At 70.4% G+C, this 24395-nt stretch carries 17 protein-coding genes; 10 read left to right on the forward strand and 7 right to left on the reverse strand.

Annotation, left to right across the window (positions count from 1 at the left end; translation table 11 throughout):
• The first annotated feature begins 21 nt into the window (after window positions 1-21).
• Complete coding sequence (locus FB453_RS15035; protein ID WP_486480274.1) at window positions 22-654, forward strand: TetR family transcriptional regulator; 633 nt, start codon at window positions 22-24, stop codon at window positions 652-654.
• Window positions 655-679: 25 nt separating this feature from the next.
• Here the strand turns inward: FB453_RS15035 and FB453_RS15040 are convergent, their stop codons facing one another.
• The 3 genes from FB453_RS15040 to FB453_RS15050 form a co-directional block, all read right to left on the reverse strand.
• Entirely contained in the window at window positions 680-1339 is a 660-nt protein-coding gene (locus FB453_RS15040) for a phosphotransferase (RefSeq protein WP_145790729.1), read from the reverse strand.
• Window positions 1340-1434: 95 nt separating this feature from the next.
• The gene (locus FB453_RS15045) at window positions 1435-7050 is read right to left on the reverse strand and encodes a GH92 family glycosyl hydrolase (RefSeq protein ID WP_145790732.1); all 5616 of its coding nucleotides are present in this window, start codon (window positions 7048-7050) and stop codon (window positions 1435-1437) included.
• Window positions 7051-7325: 275 nt separating this feature from the next.
• Window positions 7326-8216, reverse strand: a complete 891-nt coding sequence (locus tag FB453_RS15050) for a glycoside hydrolase family 19 protein (RefSeq protein ID WP_145790734.1) — start codon at window positions 8214-8216, stop codon at window positions 7326-7328.
• A 442-nt stretch (window positions 8217-8658) separates the two neighbouring features.
• On the opposite strand from FB453_RS15050, the gene FB453_RS15055 reads away from it, so the two are divergent.
• The 3 genes from FB453_RS15055 (at window position 8659) to FB453_RS15065 (ending at window position 11203) form a co-directional block, all read left to right on the forward strand.
• Complete coding sequence (locus FB453_RS15055) at window positions 8659-9681, forward strand: polysaccharide deacetylase family protein (protein ID WP_145790736.1); 1023 nt, start codon at window positions 8659-8661, stop codon at window positions 9679-9681.
• Window positions 9682-9771: 90 nt separating this feature from the next.
• On the forward strand, window positions 9772-10713 hold the full coding sequence (locus tag FB453_RS15060) for an acetamidase/formamidase family protein (RefSeq protein ID WP_145790738.1): 942 nt from the start codon (window positions 9772-9774) through the stop codon (window positions 10711-10713).
• A 154-nt stretch (window positions 10714-10867) separates the two neighbouring features.
• A complete protein-coding gene (locus tag FB453_RS15065; protein ID WP_145790740.1) occupies window positions 10868-11203 on the forward strand; it encodes a hypothetical protein in 336 nt (111 codons plus the stop codon).
• A 15-nt stretch (window positions 11204-11218) separates the two neighbouring features.
• Here FB453_RS15065 and FB453_RS15070 read toward each other — a convergent pair whose 3' ends face one another.
• The gene (locus FB453_RS15070; protein WP_186718287.1) at window positions 11219-12352 is read right to left on the reverse strand and encodes a tyrosine/phenylalanine carboxypeptidase domain-containing protein; all 1134 of its coding nucleotides are present in this window, start codon (window positions 12350-12352) and stop codon (window positions 11219-11221) included.
• Between the two features lie 153 nt (window positions 12353-12505).
• On the opposite strand from FB453_RS15070, the gene FB453_RS15075 reads away from it, so the two are divergent.
• The 6 genes from FB453_RS15075 to FB453_RS15100 all read left to right on the forward strand — a co-directional run bounded on the left by FB453_RS15075 (window position 12506) and on the right by FB453_RS15100 (window position 21251).
• Entirely contained in the window at window positions 12506-14182 is a 1677-nt protein-coding gene (locus FB453_RS15075; RefSeq protein ID WP_145790745.1) for a hypothetical protein, read from the forward strand.
• A gap of 176 nt (window positions 14183-14358) precedes the next feature.
• Entirely contained in the window at window positions 14359-15777 is a 1419-nt protein-coding gene (locus tag FB453_RS15080) for a WGR domain-containing protein (RefSeq protein ID WP_145790747.1), read from the forward strand.
• A gap of 67 nt (window positions 15778-15844) precedes the next feature.
• Window positions 15845-16948 carry a DUF559 domain-containing protein gene (locus FB453_RS15085; RefSeq protein WP_145790749.1) on the forward strand — a complete coding sequence of 368 codons (1104 nt, stop codon included), beginning with the start codon at window positions 15845-15847 and terminating at the stop codon, window positions 16946-16948.
• Entirely contained in the window at window positions 16945-17664 is a 720-nt protein-coding gene (locus FB453_RS15090) for a hypothetical protein (RefSeq protein ID WP_145790751.1), read from the forward strand. Before FB453_RS15085 ends, FB453_RS15090 begins: the two co-directional genes overlap by 4 nt.
• A complete protein-coding gene (locus FB453_RS15095; protein ID WP_145790754.1) occupies window positions 17661-20909 on the forward strand; it encodes a helicase HerA domain-containing protein in 3249 nt (1082 codons plus the stop codon). Before FB453_RS15090 ends, FB453_RS15095 begins: the two co-directional genes overlap by 4 nt.
• A gap of 9 nt (window positions 20910-20918) precedes the next feature.
• Window positions 20919-21251, forward strand: a complete 333-nt coding sequence (locus tag FB453_RS15100) for a putative quinol monooxygenase (RefSeq protein WP_145790756.1) — start codon at window positions 20919-20921, stop codon at window positions 21249-21251.
• A 65-nt stretch (window positions 21252-21316) separates the two neighbouring features.
• Here the strand turns inward: FB453_RS15100 and pdxY are convergent, their stop codons facing one another.
• From pdxY to FB453_RS15115, 3 genes are all read right to left on the reverse strand, one after another.
• The gene (gene pdxY, locus FB453_RS15105) at window positions 21317-22168 is read right to left on the reverse strand and encodes a pyridoxal kinase PdxY (protein ID WP_145790758.1); all 852 of its coding nucleotides are present in this window, start codon (window positions 22166-22168) and stop codon (window positions 21317-21319) included.
• 174 nt (window positions 22169-22342) lie between these two features.
• Complete coding sequence (locus FB453_RS15110; RefSeq protein ID WP_112584497.1) at window positions 22343-23137, reverse strand: S1 family peptidase; 795 nt, start codon at window positions 23135-23137, stop codon at window positions 22343-22345.
• Between the two features lie 163 nt (window positions 23138-23300).
• Window positions 23301-24317 (reverse strand): LacI family DNA-binding transcriptional regulator, encoded by a 1017-nt coding sequence (locus tag FB453_RS15115; protein ID WP_145790761.1) that lies wholly within the window; start codon window positions 24315-24317, stop codon window positions 23301-23303.
• Window positions 24318-24395: the final 78 nt, after the last annotated feature.

Genomic DNA, 24395 nt, shown 5'->3' on the forward strand with positions numbered 1-24395 from the left:
GAGCGACAGAGAGGACGCGTCGTGACAGCAGAACCGCCTGTCCCCGCGACCAGCAACACCGCCGGCGAACCGGCCCAGCGTCGCCGTCGGGACGCGGCCGAGACCCGGCAGTTGCTGCTCGACGCCGCTCGCCAACGCTTCGCCCGGGACGGCTACGCGGCCACCACTGTCCGGGACATCGCCGACGACGCGGGCGTCAACGTGGCGCTCATCAGCCGCTACTTCACGTCCAAGGACGGCCTGTTCGAGGCGTGCCTGCGGGCGGCCGGCGACGAGCTGCGCCGAACCACCGGCCAGACGCCGGCCGACCGGGTGCCCGAGGCCATCGCCCGGCACATCGCCGACCTCGGCGCGGCAGGCCTGTCGAGCCAGCTGTCACTGCTGTTGCGATCGTCCGGAGACGCGGGGGCCGACGAGATCCGGCGCGGCGTGCTGGTCCGTTCCAGTGAACAGCTGGCGGCGGCTCGCGGGTGGCGTCCGGGCGAACCGGGCAGCGAACAGCTCCTGCTCCGCGCCCAGATGGCCCTCGCCGCCGGCATCGGAGTCGCGGTGCTGCGATCGTCGATCCGGCTTGAACCGCTGAGTTCCGCCACCGAACAGGACCTGGTCGGGCCGCTGCGCGACCTGGTCGACGCGTTGCTGCCACCGCACTGAGCCCGACTGGGCGCTCGGCTGGGCCTCAGCCCACGCGGGTGTGGACCAGTGCGGCGGCGCGACCCAGGGCGGACTTCTCGACGGCGGACAGCGCGGGGTCGACCCGGCGCAGACCCACCGCACGCCGTAGTTGGCTGGCCCGGGGCGGCTCGGCGCGTCGTTGAAAGGCATTGAGGCCGTCCCGAGCAAGATCGGCGAGCTGCGGGTCCGGACTGACCGCCACCTCGGCGAGGATGAGAGCGGTCATGGCCACGTCCAGGTCGGCCGGCCCCTCGGTCGCATTGCGCCAATCGATGACCACCGGCCCGCGCGAGGTCACCATGACGTTCTGTGGGTGCAGGTCCAGGTGCAGGACGCGGTCCGACGGGTCGGCGCTGACCCGGGCCGGCAGGGTGTGGAGGCGGTCGTGCAGGCCCACGAGCAGGTCGGCGGCCGCGCCGATGCCGGTGCGCCCGGTGAGCATCGACACCAGGAGAGTCTCGCCGTCGAGTCGTTCGAGCACCAGCTCGGGCCCATGGGCGTCGTACACCACGGGTACCGGGTAGCCGGCGGCCGCGACGTACGCCATCAACGCCGCCTCGGGCGCGCTGTCCCCGCCCTGGCGGTAGCGGCGCAGCACCCGCGACTCGTCGAGCGCGTAGACGTCGGCGTCGCGCCCTGAGGCGAGCAGCGCGTGATCGGCCATGGCAGACGACGCTAACAGTGGGTTGCGCGACGAGCGCGTGGGGCGGGCCGTGATCACGGCCCGCCCCACGCGGCTGTACTGTCCCCGGCTCGGTGCTAGCCGGTGACGGTGAACGGTCGGGAGACCTTCGTCGCCGACGTGGCGCCGTTCAGCGTGACGCTGGTCGCGCCCGCCTTCGCCGCACCCGGAACGCTGACCGTCGCGCCGGAGATGACGCCGTCACCGTTCGCGCGCACGGTGCTGACCGCCAGTCCGGTCGCGAAGGCGATAGTGACCACCTCGTTCGGCGCGAACCCGGAACCGTCGAGCATGATCGACGTGCCGCGCGGGCCCGAGGTGGTCAGCAGCGCCACCCGCGGCTGGTAGGTCCGCGCCTCCGGCTCCCCGGTCACCTGGACGGTGGCCGTGGCCGGCGTACGCGAGGACGCGCCCGTCGCGGTGACGGCGTACCGGCCGGGTTGCGCGTCACCGGAAGTCGGCACCGACGCGCGGACCGTTCCCGTCGCGGAGGCCGCGACCTTCATGGTCCGGCCCGGGTCGGTGCCGACGCTGACGGTCACCTGCTCACCGGCAGCGAAGCCGCTGCCGTTGACGGTGATCGCGCCACCGGTGGTGACGGTGCCGGACGCGGACAGCGCGATCGCCGGCTGCGATCCGCTCCGAGCCACGGTCACGGTGAAGGACCCGGTGCTGCTCGACAGCGTGTCCCACGCGGTGACGCGCACCGTGTAGGTGCCCTCCCGCGCGTAGGTGTGCTGGCCGCTCATCGCGCCGGACGCGCCGATCGTGACGTCGTCCGGAACCGTGCCGTCACCCCACTGGACGCGGGCGCGGTAGCCCGTCGTACCGGGAACGCCGCCGGTCACCGCACCGAGGTTCGCCGCGAGGGCCTGCCCGGCGGTGGCCGTCTGGTTCTTCGGGGCGTCGGTCGTCAGCGCCGGGGCGGGCGTGCCGTCGTTGGCCACGGCGAACACATGGATCCGACCCGCCGAGCGAGGGTCACCGGTCTGCGTCGGCAGAGTCACCGACACCAGCGTCTTGCCCGCCGGAATCTGGTACGGCGCGGTGGCGAAGAGGAACGGCTGGGCGCCGTCGCGGCTCGTGCCCTGCAACCGGTACGCCGTCCGGGCGACGATGACGTTGCCGTAGGACGGGGTGCCGTTGGCGTTGCCGCCCAGCGTCCAGTCGCTCAACTGGATCGGAATGCTGGCCGTGCTGCCGTCGCTGAACGTCGCCGTGCCGGTGGTGCTCTGGTTGCCCTGCGTTCCGGCGCCGATGAACGAGATGCTCTTCGCGTCCTGCGGAAGGTCGAGGACGATGGTCGCCCCGTTGCCGGTGGCGTTGTCCGGCTGCCCGGCCGGGATCACCGGCACTGTGAACCGCAGCGCCGTTCCGGGAACCTGCTGCGGCTGGCCCTGGGTCACACCACCGGCCGCCAGGGCGGCCCGCGAGTACGCCCACGACTTGGCGTCACAGTCCGCCGCCAGGACCCCTTCGTCGCCGACGCAGACGCTGTCGAACGCGGCGGTGAGACCGGAGGCCGGGGCGTACGCCACCTCGACGCCGACCGTCGCGGAGCTCTGGCTCTCGCCGTCGGTCACCGTGACGTTCGCCTGGTGGTAGCCGGGTGTGGTGTAGGTGTGCGACCCGGCGATGCGGTAGACGGCCCGCGAGCTCAACGTCACGGTACCCGCGGTGACCGGCGTGCCGTCACCCCAGTCGATGGTGGCCTGGTAGCCGCTGGCGTCGCCGCCGGTGACGGTGGCCAGCGGCACCGAGACGGGTACGCCGGTGGTCGCGTGCACGCCGTCCGCTGCGGTGACCGTGATGTCGCCGCCCCCGAGGTCGAGGTCACCTCCGGCGAGCAGCTCGACCTCGGCGAGGTTGGTCTGCGCGGCGCCGACGGTCTTCGTGACGGCGAGGCGGAACTGGGCGAACCGTCCCGGCTTGTCGATCGAGTACGGGCGGGTCTGGTTGCGCCACGGGAACACCTGGGCGGTGCGGGAGTCCACTGTGGTCCAGGTGAGGCCGTCGTTGGAGCCCTGCAGACGCCAGTCCGCCGGATCGCCGGCACCGGCCCCGGACGTGACCGTGTAGTACTTCGGCTTCTGCTTGCCACCACGGAAGGCCCAGGTGATCTGCGGGGTCGCCGAGGTGAAGGTCAGCTGCGTGGTCGACGAGTCGTCGAACAGCTTCGACGCGTCCTGACCGCCGGTCGCGGTCGCGGTGCCGAGACCGGGGCCGGTGACGTCCTGCAACGGCTTCGGCGCCTCGTCACCCTTGGTCAGCGACGGCGGCGCGTCGTTCTTGCCGCTGCCCCAGGAGGACGGCTTGGAGCCCATCTGGAAGTCGATGGTGCCGCCCTTGGCGAGCGTCGCGACGTCCACTGACAAGCCGCGCTGCTTCTTGCCGTTGACCGTCACGCCCTGCACGTAGACGTTCGCCGTGCTGTTGTTCGGCGCGTTGACGACGATGTCGCCGCTGCTGCGGTGCACGGTCATCCGGGTGAACTGCGGGGAACCGATCGCCCACTCGGACGACCCGGCCTGCAACGGGTAGATGCCCAGCGAGCTGAGGATGTACCACGACGACATCTCGCCGTTGTCCTCGTCGCCCAGGTAGCCCTGGCCGATTTCACTGCCGACGTAGAGACGGCGCAGGATCTCCCGTACCGTCTCCTGGGTCCTGGCCGGCGCGCCCGCGACGTTGTACATGTACGGGATGTGGTGCGACGGCTGGTTGCTCATGCCGAGCTGACCCATCCGCACCGCGCGTGCTTCGAGCATCTCGTGGATGACGCCGCCGTACCCACCGGGGCGGTCGGCGTTCTCTGGCGTGGTGAAGAACGCGTCGAGCTTGTCCCGCAGCGCCTTCTGCCCGCCGTACAGGTTGATCAGGCCCTGGCCGTCCTGCTGGGCGGTGAACGCGAAGTTCCACCCGTTGGTCTCGGTGTAGACGCCACCCCAGTCCAGCGGGTCACCGGCGAGGAAGTTGCCGGCGGCGTCGCGGCCCTGGAAGAGCTTGGTCTTCGGGTCGAAGAGGTGGACGTAGTTGCGGGCCCGCTCCAGGAAGTACCGCGATTCCTCCTTGAGACGGGCGCGCTCCGACTTCGGCGTGGCCGGGTCCTTGGCGAGCGCCGCAGCCATGTTGCCGATGCCGAAGTCGTTGATGTAGCCCTCCAGCGCCCAGGACACCGACTCTCCAGTGGACGTCGGCGTGTAGCCGAGGAACAGGGAGCTCTCGATGCCCTTGCGCCCGACCGCGCTGCGTCCGGACGCGACGGTCGCGTCCTTGACGGCCGCGTCGTACGCCGCGAGCGGGTCGGGCAGCTTGACCCCGGTGAGGTACGCCTGGGCCAGCGCCACGTTCGCGCTGGTGCCGGTCATCAGGTCGGCGTAGCCGGGGGACGACCAGCGGGCGATCCAGCCGCCGTCGCGGTAGTGCTGGACGAACCCGTCGGAGATCTTCGCGGCGACGTCCGGGTACAGCAGCGCGTAGGCGGGCCACACGGTGCGGTAGGTGTCCCAGAAGCCGTTGTTGACGTAGATCTGCCCGTCGACGATCTTCGCGCCGGTCCGCGTGGGGGTCGACGCGCCGGTCGGCGCCGAGACCGGGCTGGCGTACTGCCAGCGCGGCGCGGCGGCGGTGCCGGTGTTCTCCGACTGCGAGTTCGGGTAGAGGTTCAGCCGGTACAGGTTCGAGTACATGGTGACCAACTGCGACTCGTTGGCGCCCCGCACCTCGACCCGGCCGAGCCGGTCCTTCCACGCGGCCGTCGCGGCGGCGTGGATCTGGTCGAAGCTCTTGCCGGTGACCTCCAGATCGAGGTTGCGGCGCGCCTGGTCGACAGAGAGGAACGACGTGGCGAGACGCATCGTCACCTCCCGCGAGCCGGAGATGTCGAAGGTGGCCGAGGTCGCGGCGGACGCCGTCGGCGCCCGGTCGAAGGCGCCGGAGACGAACATCCGGCTACGACCGGCCGACAGGCCGCTTCCGTTGTCGACCCAACCGGTGAACGTGCCGTCCGTGCCGATGGTGAACGTGCCGTTGTGGAAGACGAGGCTCCCGGTCTGCTGCCCGGTGGGGAAGGTGAACCGCATGATCCCGGCGTGGTCGGTGGGCGACATCTCCGCGACCAGGCCGTTCTGGAGCCTGACCCGGTAGAGGTCCGGCTGCGCCGTCTCGTCGTCGTGGCTGAAGGCGAGCGCACGGCCGGCGGGCTGACCGGTGAGCGGCCCGCCACCGACGACCGGCATGACGGACATCTGGTTGCGGTCACCCATCCAGGGGCTGGGCTCGTGGGAGATCGCGAGGCCCTGGAGCATGGGCAGGTTGGCCTCGTTGTTGATCCGGTGGTACTCGTACTCCCACGAGTCGGAGGTCGCGTCGGTCACCGGGGTGAAGAAGTTGAACCCGTTCGGCACGGCGGTGATCGGCAGGTTGTTGCCGCGCGAGAAGCCGCCCGTCGAGTTGGTGCCCCGTCGGGTGTCGACGTAGTTGGTCAGCTTCGAGCCGTCGATCGACGCCGGTGTGGCCGTCAGCTCGATGTCGTCGAGCCAACCCTGGAACCGGGTCTCCCCGGTGGCCTGCGGATTGTCGTACGCGAGCAGGATGCGGTCGATCGTCTTGCCGCGCGCGACGGTGTCCAGATCGGCCTGCACCAGGTTCCACTGGTCGGCGAAGAGCACCTTCGAGGCGCCCTGACCGGTACCCGTAAGCGGGTAGCCGTGCTGGTCGGCGGGCGAGCGGCCACTCAGGTAGCTGCCGTCGGTGAAGTGCAGGTCGACGGCGGTGTAGGTGGACGGGTACCGGCCGTCTCCCCCGGTGAACTCGGGGAAGATCTTGTACGACAGTCGGGTCTTCGGCCCGACCGGGATGGTGACGTCGAAGAGCTTGTTGGTCGCGTACGACCGGCCGTTGCCCTCGGCGCCGCCGGAGTAGCGCAGCGCGGTTAGCCCGGTGAACCCGACGTCCGGCTTCGTGGTGTAGCCGCCGTTCGGGCCGGCGGTCGCCTCGCTGACCATGGGGGTGGCCGGCGGGCGGACGTCCGAGCCGTCGCTGATGTTCCAGTCGGCGAGCTGCACGAGGGAGTCACCGGAGTTCGCTGTGACGTTGAGCCGGTAGAAGCCGTAGGCGTTCGGGTTGGTGAAGCTGTACGTCTTGGTGGCGAAGCGCCCGCTGAACTTCTCGCCGGCGCGCTTGTCCAGGTCGGTCCAGGTGCTGCCGTCGTTCGACCCCTGGACGACGAAGTCCCTGGGGTCGCGGGTCGGTGCGTCGTTGGCAGCGGTCAGCGAGTAGCGCACCACCGTCGCCGGCTTGGCGAGCTGGTAGGTCACCCAGCCGCTGGACGCGAACACGAGCCACTTGGTCGACGGATCGTCGTCCTTGAGGTTTGCGGCGATCTCTCGCGGCTGGTTCTCGTCGCTCGCGGTCACGGCGCTGACCTGGCCGAGCAGGCTGCCGGGCAGCGTGGAGACCTTGCCGCTCAGGTTGGCCTGGATCGGCTTTCCGTTCGGGCCGACCTCCACGGTGCTGGTGGCGGGCTGCGGGTCGGCGGACTCGAACGAGGAGGTGAAGTTGCCCGGCGGTGCGGGGGTGGGGGCGGCGTTCGCCAGGGGCGCGGCGACGAGCAGGCCAAGCGGTAGCAGGGCGGCTGTCGTCGCCGCGATCAGGCGGGGTGAGAGAGGGCGCGCAAGGGGGGTGTGCGACATGAGGGACGGAGCCTTTCGACTCGAACCGGGTCGAGTACGTCGAACGTCTGGGCAGAGTGGAGCGGGTGGTGGGTCGGTGGCCCTGACATCGTTGTCATTGGACTTCGTGAACAACGAGGATCGGGGCGGTGGACTGCCGCTGATAGTTCCGGGCGCAGCACGGCCGTGTCAACGGGCTGATCGCGCCAAAACGGCCGGGACCCCCACCGAGGCCCGGCCGCCGATGCGCCGGACCTCGACTCCGTCCAGGACGTAAGCCGAGGCCCGGCCACGGATCAGCAGTAGAGGTTGGCTCCGGCGGACACCCCGAGGATGCCGACGAACTGCTGGTACCTGGTGACGCGGCTCTGCACCTGGGCGGGGTTTCCGCCGTTGCACTCGATCGAGCCGTTGATGCTGCGGATCGTCTGACCGAACCCGGCGCCGTTGACCATCGCATTGTGGGCGGTCATGGTGCCCGGCCCGTTCTGGGTCATCCAGTACCAGATGCCGGTCTTCCAGGCCACCGCGGCGTCGGTCTGCACCAGCCACGGGTTGGTCAGCAGCGGCAGGTTGAGGGCGTTGCCAGCGGCGTTGTAGTTGAAGTTCCAACTGAGCTGGATCGGCCCCCGACCGTAGTAGGCGGCCTGCCCGGCGGGGCAGCCGTACGGCTGACCGTAGTCGCAGTAGTGCGGGTAGTTCGCTGTGTTCTGCTCGACCACGTGCACGAGCCCGCCGGTCTCGTGGTAGACGTTCGCCAGGAAGGCCGCGGCTTCCTGGCGCTGGACGGTGGCGCTGCCGGTGCGCGCGAACGCCGGGTAGGCGCCGAGCGCGGCGACGAGCCCGGAGTACGTATAGAAGGAGTTGCGACCCGGGAACATCTGGTTGAACTGGGCCTCGGTGACCACGAAGCCACCCGGGTTGGTGGGCGGCGTGGTGCCCCCGCCGCACGCGCCGAGATCCTCCCAGACGCCGGTCGTGCCCGGCGGCGCCTCGTTCTGGGTCCACCACTTCGCCCGGTAGTTGCGGCCGTTGTGGGAGACCTGGGCGTCTCCCCAGTAGACGGCCGAGGCCTGCCACGATGCCGAGCAGGCCGCCGCCGAGGCGGCGGTGGCCGGGATGACCGCAACCAGCCCACCGGCGACGATCAGTGCCGCCAGCGCGACCAGCGCGCGCAGTCTCGTCATGTGCTCACTCCTCTCAGGGACCTCACTGGCCGAAACCCGAGCGGATATCGACCAAAGTGACTGTAACACCTTCTGTTCACAATCTTTACTATTAGATGCTGCGCACGCGACGGTGGGCCCGGAGATCGACGATCGATAGTTCCGGCCACTTTCCGGATCATGTAACGGGTAGACCCATCGATTGATCGGATCGAGGCGGCGTGTGGGCACCGCCCCGGCCGAAGGCATGCCTGCACCAACCGCCGGGCAGCTTCCTGCGTTGTTCCGAGGATGTTCCGGAACTTGTTGACGCGTTGGAATTCTCGCTGTAATACTCCGATCCACTGAGGTCAATGCGATCGGCTTCGTTGCGGTTTCCGCTCCACCTACCCACTCATCCACACCTGTCCGGACTGTGCTGCCCGCCCCCGGGCGCGTCCGGGCCTGCGCGAAGGGGCACCAGATGAGCAGGCTCTTCCCCCGCACGGCCCTGTGGTCCAGGCGGTTGCGCGCGGCGCTCGCCGTCCTGGCCACCGCCGTCGCCATGTGCGGCGTCGTCCTCGCGGCCACCTCCACCCCGTCGAACGCCGCCGCCTGCAACGGCTACGTCGGCCTCACCTTCGACGACGGTCCGACCGGCAGCACCAGCGCGCTGCTGAACGTGCTGCGCGCCAACGGCGTACGGGCCACCATGTTCAACGTCGGGCAGAACGTCCAGAACAACCGGTCGGCCGCGCAGGCACAGGTGGCCGCCGGCATGTGGGTGGCCAACCACAGCTGGAACCACGCCCACATGACCTCGATGAGCCAGGCTCAGATGCAGTCGGACCTCTCCCAGACCAGCTCGGCGATCCAGTCGGCCATCGGCAGCCGACCGGTGCTGTTCCGGCCGCCGTACGGCGAGACCAACTCCACGTTGCAGTCCGTCGCGTCGTCACTGGGCATGCGCCAGGTGATCTGGGACGTGGACTCCCAGGACTGGAACGGCGCCAGCGTCAGCCAGATCGTGGCCAATGCGAGCCGACTCCAGGCCGGTCAGGTCATCCTGATGCACGACGGGATCCAGAACACCCGCGACGCCATCCCCCAGATCATGGCCAACCTGACCAGCCGCAACCTGTGCCCCGGCATGATCTCGCCGTCCACCGGCCGCGCCGTCGCGCCGGACGGCACCACCCCGCCGCCCACCACCACCCCGCCGCCCTCCGGCGGCACCTGCACCGCGACCGCCACGACCCCCAACGTCTGGGGCGACCGGTACAACACGTCGGTGACGGTCAGCGGCGCCAGCACGTGGACGGTGGTCGTTGCCATCACCTCGCCGCAGCGGGTCACCACGATCTGGAACGGCACTGCCACCTGGGACAGCAGCGGCACAGTCATGACCATGCGGTCCAACGGCAGCGGCAACACCTTCGGCTTCACCACGATGACCAACGGCAACAGCAGCGCCCGCCCACAGATCCGCTCCTGCACCTCGGGTTGACATCGCCCAGGTTGAGACGTGCGCGGTGGGTGCGCCCGGCACCCACCGCGCACCTGCCTGCCCGCCGCACGTGGCCACTAGCCTGCACTGATGCGACACATCCTCACGCCCGGGGACGACAGCCTGCACGGCCACTTCTCCCCCGACTTCCCGCCGGTGCTCACCATCGACCCCGGCGACACCGTCACCTATCGCACCCTGGACTGTTGGTGGTCCGCCGGCCCGTACCCCGGGGGGCCGAACCGGGACCGCCCCCGGGTCGCACAGCACCGGCCCGACCACGGACACGCGTTGATCGGTCCGGTCGCGGTCCGCGGCGCGCGCGCTGGCCAGACCCTCGCGGTACGCATCGACGCGGTCGTCCCGGGCAGCTGGGGAACCACAGTGGCCGGCGGCTGGCCGAGTGAGTTCAACCAGCGCTACGGCGTGCAGGAGGACCAACCGGTGGTGCACGCCTGGGCGCTGGACCCGGTGACGATGACCGGCCGCAACCAGCACGGCCACACGATCGCGCTACGGCCCTTCATGGGAGTGCTCGGCATGCCACCCGCAGAGCCGGGGCTTCACTCGACGATCCCACCGCGCCCCTGGGGCGGCAACCTGGACTGTCGGGACCTCACCGCCGGCAGCACCCTCCTGCTGCCGATCCCGGTGGACGACGCGCTGTTCTCCGTCGGGGACGGGCACGCCGCACAGGGTGACGGCGAGGTCGGCGGCACCGCGATCGAATGTCCGATGGACGAGGTGACGTTGACCTTCGACGTACGCGACGACTTTCCGGTCACCGGCCCGGTGGCCCGTACCCCCGACGCGTGGCTGACCCTGGGCGTCGGCGCCTCCCTCGACGACGCCACGTTCACCGCGCTGGACTCGATGCTGACAGTGATGCAGCGGCTGCACGGGCTCAGCCGCGCGGACGCGGTGGCGCTGGCCAGCATCGCGGTCGACGTGCGGGTGACGCAGATCGTCAACCAGAGCGTCGGCGCGCACGCGGTGCTCCGCGACGACGCGCTGCGCTGGCCAGGTCAGTGACTGACGATGCCACCGCGAAGCCCTCGGGACACAGCCCAGGGCGGGCCAGTGCCATCGCCAGAGGCGGGCGTGTCGGCTAACGGTCAGTGCGGACTGCTTTCACGTTGTTGAATCTAATCTGACTCCGGGTTTTCACAACCGACGAGGAGGCACAGTGCCGGTCACGATCGAGTCAAAGGAAGACGCCGGTGCCGCGCTGGAGCGGGTGGGATTCCTGCAGCAGCAGGTGGACGCCGGACAGATCGACCCCGCATCGGCCGGGCCGGAAATCGTCGATACCCTCAACGCCGTCGTCAGCTTTTTCGTCCTCATCGGAGCCACCGGGAATCTCTACACAGCGCTCATCGAGCCACTGATGCAGTGGAACATCTACTCGGTGTCACTGAAGTTCCTGCGAGGGCCGGAGACTCCCGAGACGCAGAGCGCCCGGGAGCTGTTCGAGATGATATCCACCTTCTATCACAAGTGGGAGGTCCTCAAAACGGAGTAACGGCGGCTCCACACCTCAACCCTCGGCGACAATTGCCCGAGTCAGGTCGACCACCTCATCGACTCGATGGTGCGGTGACATCGACGACCGCTCGTCGAAAAGCGTACGCAAAAGCGGCACCTCCGATAGCGGCCACTTGCAGGCCATCAACAGATCGTGATCGCCCGGGTGGCGGTCCAGATGGTTCGTGACCTCGATGAAGCCGCCCAGGTAGATGTGATCCTTGATGTAGCCGCCAGGCGTGGAAGTGTCGATCAGCCCCCGCTTCACGCGGAGTGCGAGATCGAAGGCCTCGTTGGCGGTGGTATGTGGCAGGACAGCATCGAAAACGGCTCGAAAGCCAGCCCGCAGCGCCGTGTCGCAGGCAATTACCCGCAGCGCGTACCGTCGCATGACATCGGGATCGATCATCCCCGCCTGCTGCTCGTGCCAGACCGCGAGACCCTCCTCGGTCCCCAGGTACCCAGGGATCCCGTGTGCCAGGAGATGCAGTGGTTGCCGCAAGCCGTTGGCCGTGCGCAGCACGTGGGTGCCGATCTCGTGCACGATCAGTCGCTGCACCGTCGGACCGGTGAAAGTGACCCCCCGCTTGACTCGCACCTGACGCCGCCGGCCGACCACACTCATTCGCGCTGCCATGCGATCGCTGTGGTCGACGGTCCACTCGTCCAGGCCCAGCTCGCCCAGGACCCGGCCCATGGTGGCTGCTACCCGGTCGGAGTTCCACGTCGCCTCGGTGTCGGCTGTCGGCGGCTGCTCTCCCAGGCGCCGGTACGCGTCCACCACGACAGCGGCGGCAACATCGCCGAACTGGCTCTGCGAGTAGCTCGTCATCGCCTCCGGGTCACGAGAATGCAGTGCCGCGAGACCTGCCCGCGCGTACGTCAACTCTCGGTCAAGGGCCTCTCGCCACGGCCCCGCCTCCGCTGGTGCGGCGCGCGCCGCGTCGAGAGCGGCCGCGAGCTCACCGGGTATCGGCGGGTATTCGAAACGTGGATCCACGGCACGGCCGGCCCTGTGTGCGTCGAGAAACTCCGTCCGTACCTGTGTCAGGTTGGTGGGGGTGATGTAGTGGGCGTAGCGAACAGGGTGAACGGCGTCGAGCACCACCCGGGTGGCGTGGTTGATGGCATCCAGGTCGACGCCCATTGTCTGTTCCCTTCGCGGCATGACGGCTGCATGAGATGCTCTCACAGAGTCGAGCCGGACGGACGTTCGGCGACAGCATCCGGACGATCGGCCCACGGTTGAGGCATTGATGGGTCATTGCCCTCTCATGTCGTCGTCAGAAGAATAGTTCGAATGGATGTGCCACAGCCACGTTCCACAAGCGACGGCCCGATCCCGGACTTTCTTCCAATGGAGCGGCTGATACTGGCCGTCTGCGCCACCCGCACGCCCGCTGACGGGAGGTCGATCGCTGACAAGACGGTACGTGCGGATTTTCTGGAGCGGCTCGTCACCGGCCAAGTCAAGGGATTGCCCGGCGAGATCCGCACGATCCACCTCATCGGAGCATCCATCGTCGGCGAGTTGGTCCTGACCGGCCTCGACATCGGCTACCCACTGACTTTCGACTGGTGCAAATTCGACCAGGCTCCCCGGCTCTGCGACGCCAACCTGCTGAGTCTGTCACTGGCGGACTCGACAATTCCCGGGCTCGACGCCACCGGAATGAGGGTCCGAGGATCGGTCAGCATGGTTCGGGTCGTCAGCACCGAGACGATTGATCTGCGCTACGCCCAGATCGACGGCGTGCTCCACTTCCGAGAGTGCGATCTCCGTAGTTCCTCGCACGCGGTCCGCGCGAGCCAGATGGCCGTCAGAAGTAACGTGTCCTTCGCCAAGACGGTCGTCTCCGGTCAGATTCGCATGATCGGCGCCCAGATCGGCGGAGCCGCCATCTTCCGCGGCGCGGATCTGCACAGTCCAAACGACGTGTGCCTGCAGGCCGAGCGCGCGGAAATTGATGAGGGCCTCTGGTTCGATGCGGACGCCACACGACGAGCCGCTACCGTCGAGGGACGGATCATTCTCGACAACGCCAGGGTCGGTGGGTCCATCCTGTTGAGTGGCGTCGCACTGACCCAACCGCACCGGGGGTCGACACGCAAGAGGTTGAAAGACCGCCCCACCAGCCTGCAGGCGTACGGGCTCAAGGTCACCAGGGACATCAGATGTGACCAGGAGTTTCGGTCGGACGGGGCGATCGGTCTGTGTTTCGCCAGCGTGGAGGGGGCGGTCTCGTTCGACACGGCGACTTTTGCTCCTGGTGCGGCTGACTCAGCCGCCGACCCGAGCCTGGTCGACCTGTCCGGGACGTCTGCAGGAATGGTCGACCTCGACTTCGCACAACCTCCGGCGACGCTCGACATGACGAACGTGTCTGCCCGGGTGGTGACGGACAACCCGAGCACCTGGCCCGCCGTCATCGTGCTCGACGGGTTCTCGTACGACCGGTTGAGTTCACCCCAACCGGTCACCGTCCGCGAGAGGATCAAGTGGCTCACCAGGGGTGACACCAACTACCGCCCGCAGCCGTACGAACAACTGATCGCGGCGTACCGGCGCGCCGGCCAGGAGCACGAGGCACGTGTCGTCGGTTACCGGAAACAACACGCCCGCGCGAAGGAGGTCAGAGGGATCTCAAGAATATGGTCGGGGATCCTGTGGGCCACCGTGGGCTACGGCTACCGCACCTGGCTCGCTTCGGTCTGGCTGATCGGGCTGACGGCCCTGGGGTGGTCCGTCTTCACGCCGATCGGCGAGAGCGCCATCGCCGCAGTGGAGAAGCCACCGCAGTTCCACTCACTCGTCTACTCGGTGGACCTTCTGATTCCGGTGGTGAGCCTCGGGCAGGACTCGACCTGGCGCTTCGACAGCGGTGCCCGATGGGTGGCCTGGGGCCTGATCTTGTCGGGATGGGTATTGACCACGGCCGTCGCGACCGCCATCGCGCGCGTCCTGCGCCAGGGCTGACCCGGGGCGGGGTGGCCCGCCCTCGGCGGGCACGGCGGGAGTCGCCGACCAGACCGACGCGTCACACGGGCCCAGCCGTCAGCGTCAGCCGATTCTGTCGGGGGACGCCGTTAACGTGTGGGCACTGTCGCCGCGCCGGCCGGATCGCGCCGCTCGCTGACCCTCGGAGGCCCCCCATGTCCCAGGAGACGACCTACCTCGAACTGTCCGAAGTGGACGGTGCGCACAAGTTCTACGAGGTCATCGTCGACAACGCCACGCTGACGGTGCGCTACGGCCGGATCGGCGACCAGGGGCAGGTGAAGGCGAGTGCCTATCCGGACAACGCCCGCGCCCGGGCCGCCGCGGCGAAGAAGATCGGGGAGAAGGTCCGCAAGGGCTACGCGCCGGCGGTCCCCGGCGTCCGCCAGAAGCGCACCGTGTCACGGCGGCAGATCGTGAGCACCCGCTCCACCGCCCACACCGCCCCGGTGCTCTGGCGCTACGACTCCGGCGCCCCCGCCTTCGGCATCTCTGTCGACGGGCAGCACTGCATGGTCGGCAACGAGCACGGAGTCATCACCACGCTCGACCACCACGCCCAGGTGCGCAGCCAGGTCCGCCTTCCCGACGGGGTGAAGTGCATCGTCGCCGACGACGCCTGGATCTACGCCGGCTGCGACGACGGGAACGTCTATGACCTGTCCGGCAAGGTGCCCCGCGTGGCGTACGCGATCGCCCCGGAGATCGACATCTACTGGCTGGACATCCACGACGGCGTCCTCGGCGTCTCCGACGCCGACGGCGGGATCACCGCCGTCGACCACGAGGACGAGTTCCTGTGGCGTCGCCCCGGGCGGGGGCGTTCGGCCTGGATGGTGCGGTGCGACGACGACGCGATCTACCACGGCCACTCGCAGGGCGTGACCGGCTACGAGTGGCGCACCGGCAGCGAACTGTGGCACACCAGTACCGGTTCGGTGCTCTTCGGCTGGCAGGAGCACGGCAGTGTCTTCGCCGGCACCAGCAGCCGCGAGGTGGTGCGGCTGTCCAAGTCGGGCCGCCGCGAACGCGCCTATCTGTGCGACGCCCCGGTCTTCTCCTGCGCCACCGCCGAGGGCGGCGAGTACGTCTTCGCCGGTGACAGCCAGTCCTCGATCTACTGCTTCGACGCGGCGGGCACCCGGCTGTGGAAGCTCGGCACCGGCTGCGGCTCGGCGTACTCCATGCAGTACCACGACGACCGGCTCTACGTCGTCACCACCGGCGGGCATCTGGCCTGCATCGACGCGAGCGAGCCGGCGATCCGCGCGGCGCAGGCCGGGAACGTGCCCGAGGTACGCGACGTCAAGGCCCCCCGCCAGGCGCCCCAGCCGGTGCAGCCGACGATCGTCGAGGTGACCAGCGACTCGGGCGCGGGCGTGGTCGTGCAGTGCCTGGACGACCGGGGGCGGCTGCGGATTCAGGTGCTCTCCGACGGTTACCGGCGCGACTGGTCGGTGCAGTTCCCCAAGGGGATTCGCGAGCCGGGCGCCCGCTACCTGGTGACCGAGGTGCGCGAGTCCAGCCGCGGTGGTTACTACCGCGCGTACGGCGACATCCGCCGGCTGCGCTGAGCCGCGCGCGCACCGCCTCGCTACCGAAGGGTCCCGGGCGCGCCCGCCCGTGTCGTAGGGTGCCGCCATGGCGCACCCCGTCCGGGCCAACGGCGACGCCAGCGGAGCCTGGTGGGCTGCCCCGCCGACGGGGCGGGTCAGTCACCTGCCGGGCATCGAGCCGGAGCTGCTGCGGGTGGCACTCGACCCGTTGCCACCGGCAGCACCCGCGATCGTGCACTACCGGCCCACTGTGACACGTCCTCTCGGTGACCTCGTGGACACAGTGCTCGACGAACTGGACACCGCGGCCCTCGCGATGTTCCCCCGCTGGCTGACGGGGGCCGACCATGTCGACGGCGAGGGCACGCTCGGCGTGGCGGTGGTGCGGGCACTCGCGGCCCGTACCGCCGCACGCTCCCGGCACTTCGGCCCGTTCCTGGCCGACCTCGCCGAGCGAGGACTGCGCGGCCCGCACCACCCCGGCGGCCGGTCCCGCTTCGCCCCGGGGGTACGCGCCGCCGGGCTCGCCCGGGTGATCGCCGACGCGTACGACCGGCAGAGCTGCGTGCTCGTCGTGGCCCTGCCCGACGCCGACGCCGACGCCGAGCGGACGCTGGTGGCCGCCGCCGAGTGGCTCGTGCGGCACGGTGGCTTCACTGTGTGGTTGGCCGGCGGGCCGCTGCGACACGCCGACCGGGTGCGCTCGGTGCCCATGCCGGTGCCAGCGCGATTCGCCGAGCTGGCCAGCACGACCGAACGGCTTCCGGCGCTCGCCGCCGAGCCGGAGTCGACGGTGCTGGCCTGGCCGCCGATCGCCGGCGTGCCCCGCCGTGACAGCGCTGCCGAGCAGGCGTTGGAACGTGCGCTCGCACCGCACGACTGGGCGCGGGGCCGGCGGTGGAACCAGACCTACGAGTGGCACGTCCTGGCCACGGCGTACCGTCTGGATCTGTTTTGGCCCACGGAGGGTCTTGCGGTCGAGGTGGACGGCCCGGAGCATCGTGGGCGAATCGCTTTCGCCAACGACCGGCGGAGAGACGTACAGCTGCAACTCCTCGGGCTGGACGTGCTCCGCTTCACCAACGAGCAGGTGCTCACCGACGCGCCGGCGGTGGTCGACGGGATCCGTCGGCTGCTGGCCCGGCGACGCGCGGGCGGCACGCACCCCCACGGAGATGAGACATCATGACGAGCCCGGCGGACGTCCCGCACCTGACGCCGAACCAGATCAACGCCCTCGTGGTGCTGATGGTCGAGGCACGCCGACTCACCAACGTCGAGCTGAAAGAGCTGGCCGGTTTCACGCTGACCGGCAAGGACAACACGAAGCTCGTCGACCTGGGCCTGGTGGACACCGATCGGACGCACCGGCCCTTCGCCCACGAGCTGACCGAGCAGGGCTGGCGGGTGGCACGCCAGCTGCACACTGCCGCGCCGCCGAAACAGGGTGGCTCGACGACCCGGTCCCTGTTCGTCGTCCTGTCCAACCTGCACCGCTCGTTGGACCGGCTGCGGGTCAGCCACGGCGATTTCTTCAAGCAGACCGAGGCAACGGCCGCCCCGGCGACCAGCGAGCCGCGAGACGAGGCACCGGCACCCACGAAGACCGCGACACCGGCTGCTGCGGCGCCGGTGTCCGCGGCGGAGGTGGAGGCATCGGTTCGCTCGGCGTACCGGGATCTGGCCACCGCGCCGGGCGCCTGGGTGGGCCTCGCCGACGTCCGCGACCGGCTCGCCGACACCGATCGAGCCGCCCTCGACGCGGCGTTGCGGGCGATGGTCGGCCGGGAGGACGTCCGCATCATCCCGGTGGCGAACACCAAGTCACTGACCGCACGGGACCGGGCTGCGGCCGTCCGCATCGGGAACGAGGACAACCACGCCCTGGCGATCGGCCCGGCATGATCTCGGACGACCAGCGGGCCGCGCTGGAAGCGGTCAGTCTCAACCCGGCGGTCACCCCCGACGACGTCTGGCGACCCAGCCCGCACAACGTGCCGGAGCTGCACGAGAAGGTGGCCGCGGAGATCCTGCGCGGGGTGGCACGGGCCCGCACCGACGACACGAGCATGCCGCTCGGGGTGGCCATGCAGGGCCGCGCGGGCGCCGGCAAGACGCACCTGCTCGGGGCGGTCCGCGAACGGATCCAGGGCGACGGCGGCTACTTCTTCCTGGTCGACATGGTCAGTGGCAAGACGTTCTGGGAGAGCGTGGCCCTGGCCCTGGTGGAGGGGATGGGCCGCCCCCACGTCGGCTGGGGCACCCAGTTGAAGACCTTCCTGCGTCGACTCACCCCCCAGCTCGGCCTGCCGGTGGAGGTCCGCGACGCGGTCGCCGGCGCCCGACCGGTGACCCGTGCGCAGCTCGACACCTTCATCTGGGCGCTGCGCGAGCGCGATCGGGAGGTTGGGCGGGACGCCCAGGACACCGCGCGGGCGCTCGTCCTGCACGGTGCCATCGACTTCGAGGCACAGGACGTCGGTTACGCCCACCTGATCTCCGAACCGGGTGACTCGGCCGCCCGGGCGGCGTGGGGGTTGAGCGCCGCGATCCGCACCCCGCAGCAGGTCGTGCAGGACATCTCCCGGCTGATGGCCCTGACCCTGGACCCCACTGTCATCGCCGTGGACCAGCTCGACACGCTGTTCGCCCAGACCAGCACCTCACTGCTCAACCAGCATCAGGGGCTGGAGGACGGCCAGGCCAGGGTGCTCGGCCCGATCGCCGACGGCCTGCTCAAGCTCCGCGACATCACCCGCCGCACGCTGGTCGTCGTCTCGTGCCTGCCGGACACCTGGGTGCTGTTGACCCGCACGGCGCCCACCCCGGTCGCTGACCGCTTCCGTACGGCGACCCTGCCGGACCGGATCCCCACCCCGGAGATCGGGCAGGCCATCGTGTCGAAGCGCCTCGCCGCCGCCTTCGCGGGCATGTACTTCGGACCACCGCACCCCACCTGGCCGATCGCCCCGGCCGCCTTCGCCGACGCACCCACCCTGACGCCACGCGCCCTGCTCCGCCGGGTGGACCGCCACATCGCCTGGTGCCGTGATCGCGACGAGGTGGTCGAGCTGGACCGGCTCATCGACGGCGCCGGCTCGACGCCGACGGTCAGCACCGCCCGTGGCGCTTCCGCCGATCCGACGACGGACGAGCGCCGCCTGCACGAGTTGGACGCGCGGTTCGCCGAACTGGTCGAGGCTGCGGACGTGTCGGCCGCCGTCGACCCGAAGGGCGAGGACGAGCAGATGCCGCGGCTGCTCGCCGCCGGCCTGGCCGCCTGGATCGCCGAGCAGGCGCCGACCGGCGCCACCTACAAGTACGATCCGCCGCCCGGCCGCAAGCCCGCGCTGCACGGGCGGCTCATCGAGGTGCTCGACGAGGCCACCGAGAACGAGGCGCACTGGTGCTTCCGGGCGATCGCACACCCCAATGCCATCGCCGTCACCGCCCGGGTCAAGGCCGCCTGCACCCTCGCCGGGTTGGACCGGGACCTGCCACAACGGCGGCTGATCCTGCTGCGTAACGGTCCGTGGCCGACCGGGAAGCGTACGACCGAGGTGTTGACCGGCTTCGACGCGGCAGGCGGCGTGCGGTGTGCCGTGCCGGAGGCGGACCTGCGGGTCTTCGCGGCGCTGCGGGTGATGGCGGCCGAACCGTCCACGGCCTTGCAGGAGTGGCTGGTGGCCCGCCGTCCGGCCAGCGGCACCGAGCTGTTCCGCGCGGTCCTGCCCGGGCCCGACGGGACGCGCGGCGATGCCCAGCCGCCGACGCCCGACGACGACGAGCCATCGTCGGGTGGCCCCGAATCCGACCCGACGAACGTGTCGGAAGCCGACGTCCCCGCTGGCATGTCGACCGGCGCGGCCGCCGAGTCCGTACCCACCGACCCGGCCGACCTCGTGGTCGGCGAGGGCGGTCGGGCCGTCGGGCTGGGGCGGACCGTCGACGGCGGTCACCCCTTCACGGTGCCCCTGGAGTCGTTGCGCCGCCACGCGGTCGTGTTCGCCGGGTCCGGCTCGGGCAAGACCGTGCTGATCCGCCGGCTGGTCGAGGAGTGTGCCCGCGAGGGGGTCTCCGCGATCGTGCTCGACCCCAACAACGACCTGGCCCGGCTCGGCGACCCGTGGCCCGACCCGCCCGGCGGCTGGGGCCCCGGCGACGCCGAACTCGCCGCCGACTACCTCGCACACACCGAGGTGGTGGTGTGGACGCCCCGGGTCACCGCCGGTCGGCCGCTGAGCTTCCAGCCGCTGCCCGACTTCACCTCCCTGCGGGACTGGCCCGACGAGTTCGACCAGGCCGTCCGCTCCGCCGTGGAGGCACTCGCGCCACGGGCGGGCGTGGACCGCTCCAGCCGGCTCGCCCAGCAGGGCAAGGCCGTCCTCACCGAGGCCCTCCAGGCGTACGCGCGCAGCGGGATGGTCGGCCTGCCCGGCTTCACCGAGTTCCTCACCGATCTGCCCGAGGGGGTCAGCCGGCTGGCCCGCGCCGGGAAGCTCGCCGAGGAGTTGGCCGAGGCGCTCAAGGCGGCGATGGTCACCGATCCGCTCTTCGGCGGGGTCGGCGCGCCGGCCGACCCGGGGCTGCTGCTGACGCCGTCGGCGGGGCGGCGGGCCCGGGTGTCGGTGATCAGCTTTGTCGGCCTCACCTCCGACCAGGAGCGGCAGAGCTTCGTCAACCAGTTGCAGATGGCGCTCTTCGCGTGGATCAAGCGGCACCCCGCCGGTGACCGACCGCTGGGCGGGCTGTTCGTGATGGACGAGGCGCAGACGCTCGCGCCCTCGACCGGCACCACGGCCTGCACCGCCAGCTCGATCGCGCTGGCCTCGCAGGCCCGCAAGTACGGCCTCGGGCTGGTCTTCGCCACCCAGGCGCCCAAGGGTCTGCACAACCAGATCTCCGGCAACGCGACGACGCAGTTCTTCGGGCTGCTCAACGCGCCGGCGCAGATCGACGCGGCCCGGCAGCTCGCCGAGGCCAAGGGCGGGCGACTGCCGGACATCGGCCTGCTCAACAGCGGTGAGTTCTACGCGGCCGGGGAGGGGTTCTCGTTCGTGAAGGTGCGCACCCCGCTGTGCCTGACGCACCACCCGAAGGCGCCGTTGACCCCCGAGGAGGTCGTCGCCCGCGCCCGCCCGGCTGGGTAGCCTGGGGCCATGATCTTCATTACCGCCAAGTTCAGGGTCCTGGCCGAGCACGCCGACCGGTGGCCGCAGATCGCCGCCGAGTTCACCGAGGCGACCCGGGCGGAGCCGGGCTGCCTGTGGTTCGACTGGTCCCGCAGCGTGGACGATCCCAGTGAGTACGTGCTGGTCGAGGCGTTTCGCGACGACCAGGCCGGCGGGGCCCACGTCCAGTCCGCGCATTTCCGCACGGCCCAGGAGACCCTGCCGCGGTACCTGGCCGAGACGCCGCGGATCGTGAACGCCACGGTGCCGCAGGAGGACTGGTCGCTGCTCGGCGAGATGGCCGTTCCCGAGGGTCGCTGACCGCCACCGGTCCGCGGTCAGCGACCGCCGTCAAACGCAGCCCGTCCGCGGTCAGCGACCCGCCGTCAGCGCAGCCGGCGGGCGGTGAACCGTGCCGGCGGGTCGGCGATGACGTCCTGTGCCGCGATCAGCTGGATCTCCCGGGTGCCCGCCGCGAGAGTGGCCTCGAGCACGGCGTAGACGGAGGCGATGGTGCGTTCCAGCGCGGTCGCGGGTGAGCCGGTCGTCCACAGGTGTGCGAGGTAAAGCGCCGCGGTGACGTCGCCGCCACCGTTCGGGTTGATCGGCAGCAGCGGCGTGGTCACCGCCCAGGCGCCCTCGTCGGAGACCGCCACCACCTCCAGCGAGTCCGGCGGCAGGTCGCCGTGGAGCACGCTGGTCACCAGGACGTGTCGTGGCCCGGTCGCGCGCACCACGTCGACCGCGTCGAGCACCTCGGCCAGTGAGTTCGTGGTGCGACCGGCGAGGAAGTCCAGCTCGAAGTGGTTCGGCGTGATGATGTCCGCGCGGGGCACGACGGTGTCCCGTAGGTACTCCGGAATTCCCGGCCGGACGAACATGCCCCGACCGGCGTCGCCCATCACCGGGTCGCAGCAGTACACAGCGGCCGGGTTGGTCGCCTTCACAGTCGCCACCGCGTCCAGGATCACCGCGCCCACGGCCGGGTCGCCCTGGTAGCCGGAGAGCACCGCGTCGGCGCTGCCGAGGACACCGCGGTCCTCGATGCCCGCGATCACCTCCGCCACGTCTGCCGCCGGGAGCATCGGGCCCCGCCACGCGCCGTACCCGGTGTGGTTGGAGAAGTGCACCGTCAGGACCGGCCAGACCTCGTGCCCGAGGCGTTGCAGCGGAAAGGCCGCCGCCGAGTTGCCGACGTGACCGTAGGCGACCGACGACTGGATGGACAGGATCTTCACCGGCCCATCATCGCCGCTGCGGCTGACGGCGCACGGACGGCCCGCCGAATCTGTCGGGTGGCCCACTCGCCGCCCACCCGGGACGGCACGAACGGGCGACCCGGACCGTGTCGTCCGGGCCGCCCGAGCGGTGGCGGGGCGACCGGCGCGCTGGCTGGCCGTCCCGTCGTACGGTCAGCCGCCGAGGCTCGCCGCAGCCGAGGCGATCGACGAGGCGAAGTAGCTCACCTGGGTGTAGACACCCGGGTAGTTGGGCCGGGCGCAGCCGTTGCCCCAGCTGACGATGCCGACCTGGATCCAGGCGTTGGAGGCGTCGCGGCGGAACATCGGGCCGCCCGAGTCACCCTGGCAGGTGTCCGTGCCGCCGCTGGCGTAGCCGGCGCAGATCTCCTGGGCGGGGATGAGATCCCCGCCGTAGTTGGCGTTGCAGGTGGAGTCGCTGACGAACGGCACGTTCGCCTTGAGCAGGTACCGCTGCTGGCCGCCGCCCTCGCGGGCGGCGCCCCAACCGGCCACGGTGAAGGTGCCGCTGTCGTACGCGGTGGTGCTGGCGATCGGCAGCGTGCTCAGCCCGGTGACGGGGCTGGCCAGCCGGATCAGCGCCCAGTCGCGGCCGGCGCCGTTGTAGCCGGGGGCACGGTAGACGTAGTTGGACCGGACGGTGATCCGGCTGGACGACTGGAGGTCGACCGTCCCGAGCGTCGCGGTGATGCTGGTGTTGGTGCCGGTCGCGCCCACGCAGTGTGCCGCGGTGAGCACCAGCCGGGGGCTGTACAGCGCCCCGCCGCAGCCCATCGAGAGACGCACCATGAACGGGAACTCGCCCTGAGCGGCGCGGGTGCCGCCGACGACGTTCGGCGTCACGGGGCTGTCGGCCGCGGCGGCCGGCGCGGTGAGGGTGAGGCTGGCCGCGGTCACCGCGGCCAACGCGGTGGCCAGCAGGCCAGTGAGGGTACGCCAGCGAACCATGCATTCCTCCGCATCAGGATGGCGCGCCTCGTGAGCGCACCGCAGTCGAGATAGCGGTCATCATATTGAGGATTATGGATCTAGTGGGTCATCCTCTCTGGGTCGTACCACCGGCGGTATGGATCTCGCGCGGCGCGGCGCGAGGCTCGCGGGCGACCGGTGGTCAGGCGTCCGGCGTGCCGGTGCTCTCCCGGCGGAGAAGCCGGAACGGTGTCTGCACGGTCAGCGGCCCCGCGACCTCCGCGCCCTCGATGCGGGCGATGAGGCGGCGTACCGCGAGACGGCCGATCTCCCTCTTGTCCGGGGCGATCGTGGTGAGAGTCGGGGTAGTGAACCGTCCCTCCTCGATGTCGTCGATCCCGACCACCGCGACGTCCTCGGGCACCCGGTGACCGGCCTCGGCCAGCGCCCGCAGCGCGCCGATGGCGACCAGGTCGTTGTAACCGAACACCGCGTCCGGCGGGTCACCGAGGGCGAGCAGGTCACGCATTGCGCGCATGCCGTCGAGCCGACCGAACGCGTCGGTGCCGGCGACCAACACTGGTCGGTACGGCAGGCCGGCGGCCGCCAGTGCCTCCCGGTAACCCCGGACCCGCAGGTGGGCCGACTGTCGGTCACCGCCCGGGGTGGCGCCGATGAACGCTATCCGGCGGCGGCCGATCGCCACGAGATGCCGGATAGCCGCGTGGCTGGCGGCGACGTTGTCGATGGCGATGTGGTCGTGTGGCACGTCGTAGACGCCCTCGCCGATCAGCACCAGTGGGCTGCCGGCCGTCCGGGCCAGCACCTCCTCCCGGCCGATGCGCACCGGGCTGAGGATCAGGCCGTCGATGATGCGCTGTCGCGAGCCGTCGAGGAGCGCCAGTTCCGCCTCCCGGTCCGCGGCGGTGTTCTCCATGACGAGTGTGTAGCCGAGCGCGGCGGCCTCGGAGATGGCGATCTCGGCGAGCTCGGCGAAGTACGGGTTGGTCAGTTCCGGGACGGCCAGGGCGATCAGACCGGTACGGCCCCGACGGAGATGCCGGGCACCGAGGTTGGGGCTGTAGCCGAGTTCGTCGATCGCCTGCTGCACCCGTTGTCGGGTCCGCTCCCCCACCGGCCGGTACCCGTTCACCACGTTCGAGACAGTGGCCAGGGAGACACCGGCGCGCTGGGCGATGTCCTTCAGGTTGACGCCCATCCCCAACCTCTCGCGAATTCGACCGGCGGGCCGACCGGACATTGATGAACAGGCATTGACGGGAGGGTCGGCGCGGCT

The organism is Micromonospora sp. CNZ322 (assembly GCF_007827755.1).

Coding starts and splice junctions, on each gene's coding strand:
- FB453_RS15040 (WP_145790729.1), bottom strand. CDS start 1,339: ATGGCCGATCACGCGCTGCTCGCCTCAGGGCGCGACGCCGACGTCTAC.
- FB453_RS15045 (WP_145790732.1), bottom strand. CDS start 7,050: ATGTCGCACACCCCCCTTGCGCGCCCTCTCTCACCCCGCCTGATCGCG.
- FB453_RS15050 (WP_145790734.1), bottom strand. CDS start 8,216: ATGACGAGACTGCGCGCGCTGGTCGCGCTGGCGGCACTGATCGTCGCC.
- FB453_RS15055 (WP_145790736.1), top strand. CDS start 8,659: ATGAGCAGGCTCTTCCCCCGCACGGCCCTGTGGTCCAGGCGGTTGCGC.
- FB453_RS15060 (WP_145790738.1), top strand. CDS start 9,772: ATGCGACACATCCTCACGCCCGGGGACGACAGCCTGCACGGCCACTTC.
- FB453_RS15070 (WP_186718287.1), bottom strand. CDS start 12,352: ATGGGCGTCGACCTGGATGCCATCAACCACGCCACCCGGGTGGTGCTC.
- FB453_RS15075 (WP_145790745.1), top strand. CDS start 12,506: ATGGATGTGCCACAGCCACGTTCCACAAGCGACGGCCCGATCCCGGAC.
- FB453_RS15080 (WP_145790747.1), top strand. CDS start 14,359: ATGTCCCAGGAGACGACCTACCTCGAACTGTCCGAAGTGGACGGTGCG.
- FB453_RS15085 (WP_145790749.1), top strand. CDS start 15,845: ATGGCGCACCCCGTCCGGGCCAACGGCGACGCCAGCGGAGCCTGGTGG.
- FB453_RS15090 (WP_145790751.1), top strand. CDS start 16,945: ATGACGAGCCCGGCGGACGTCCCGCACCTGACGCCGAACCAGATCAAC.
- FB453_RS15095 (WP_145790754.1), top strand. CDS start 17,661: ATGATCTCGGACGACCAGCGGGCCGCGCTGGAAGCGGTCAGTCTCAAC.
- FB453_RS15100 (WP_145790756.1), top strand. CDS start 20,919: ATGATCTTCATTACCGCCAAGTTCAGGGTCCTGGCCGAGCACGCCGAC.
- FB453_RS15110 (WP_112584497.1), bottom strand. CDS start 23,137: ATGGTTCGCTGGCGTACCCTCACTGGCCTGCTGGCCACCGCGTTGGCC.
- FB453_RS15115 (WP_145790761.1), bottom strand. CDS start 24,317: ATGGGCGTCAACCTGAAGGACATCGCCCAGCGCGCCGGTGTCTCCCTG.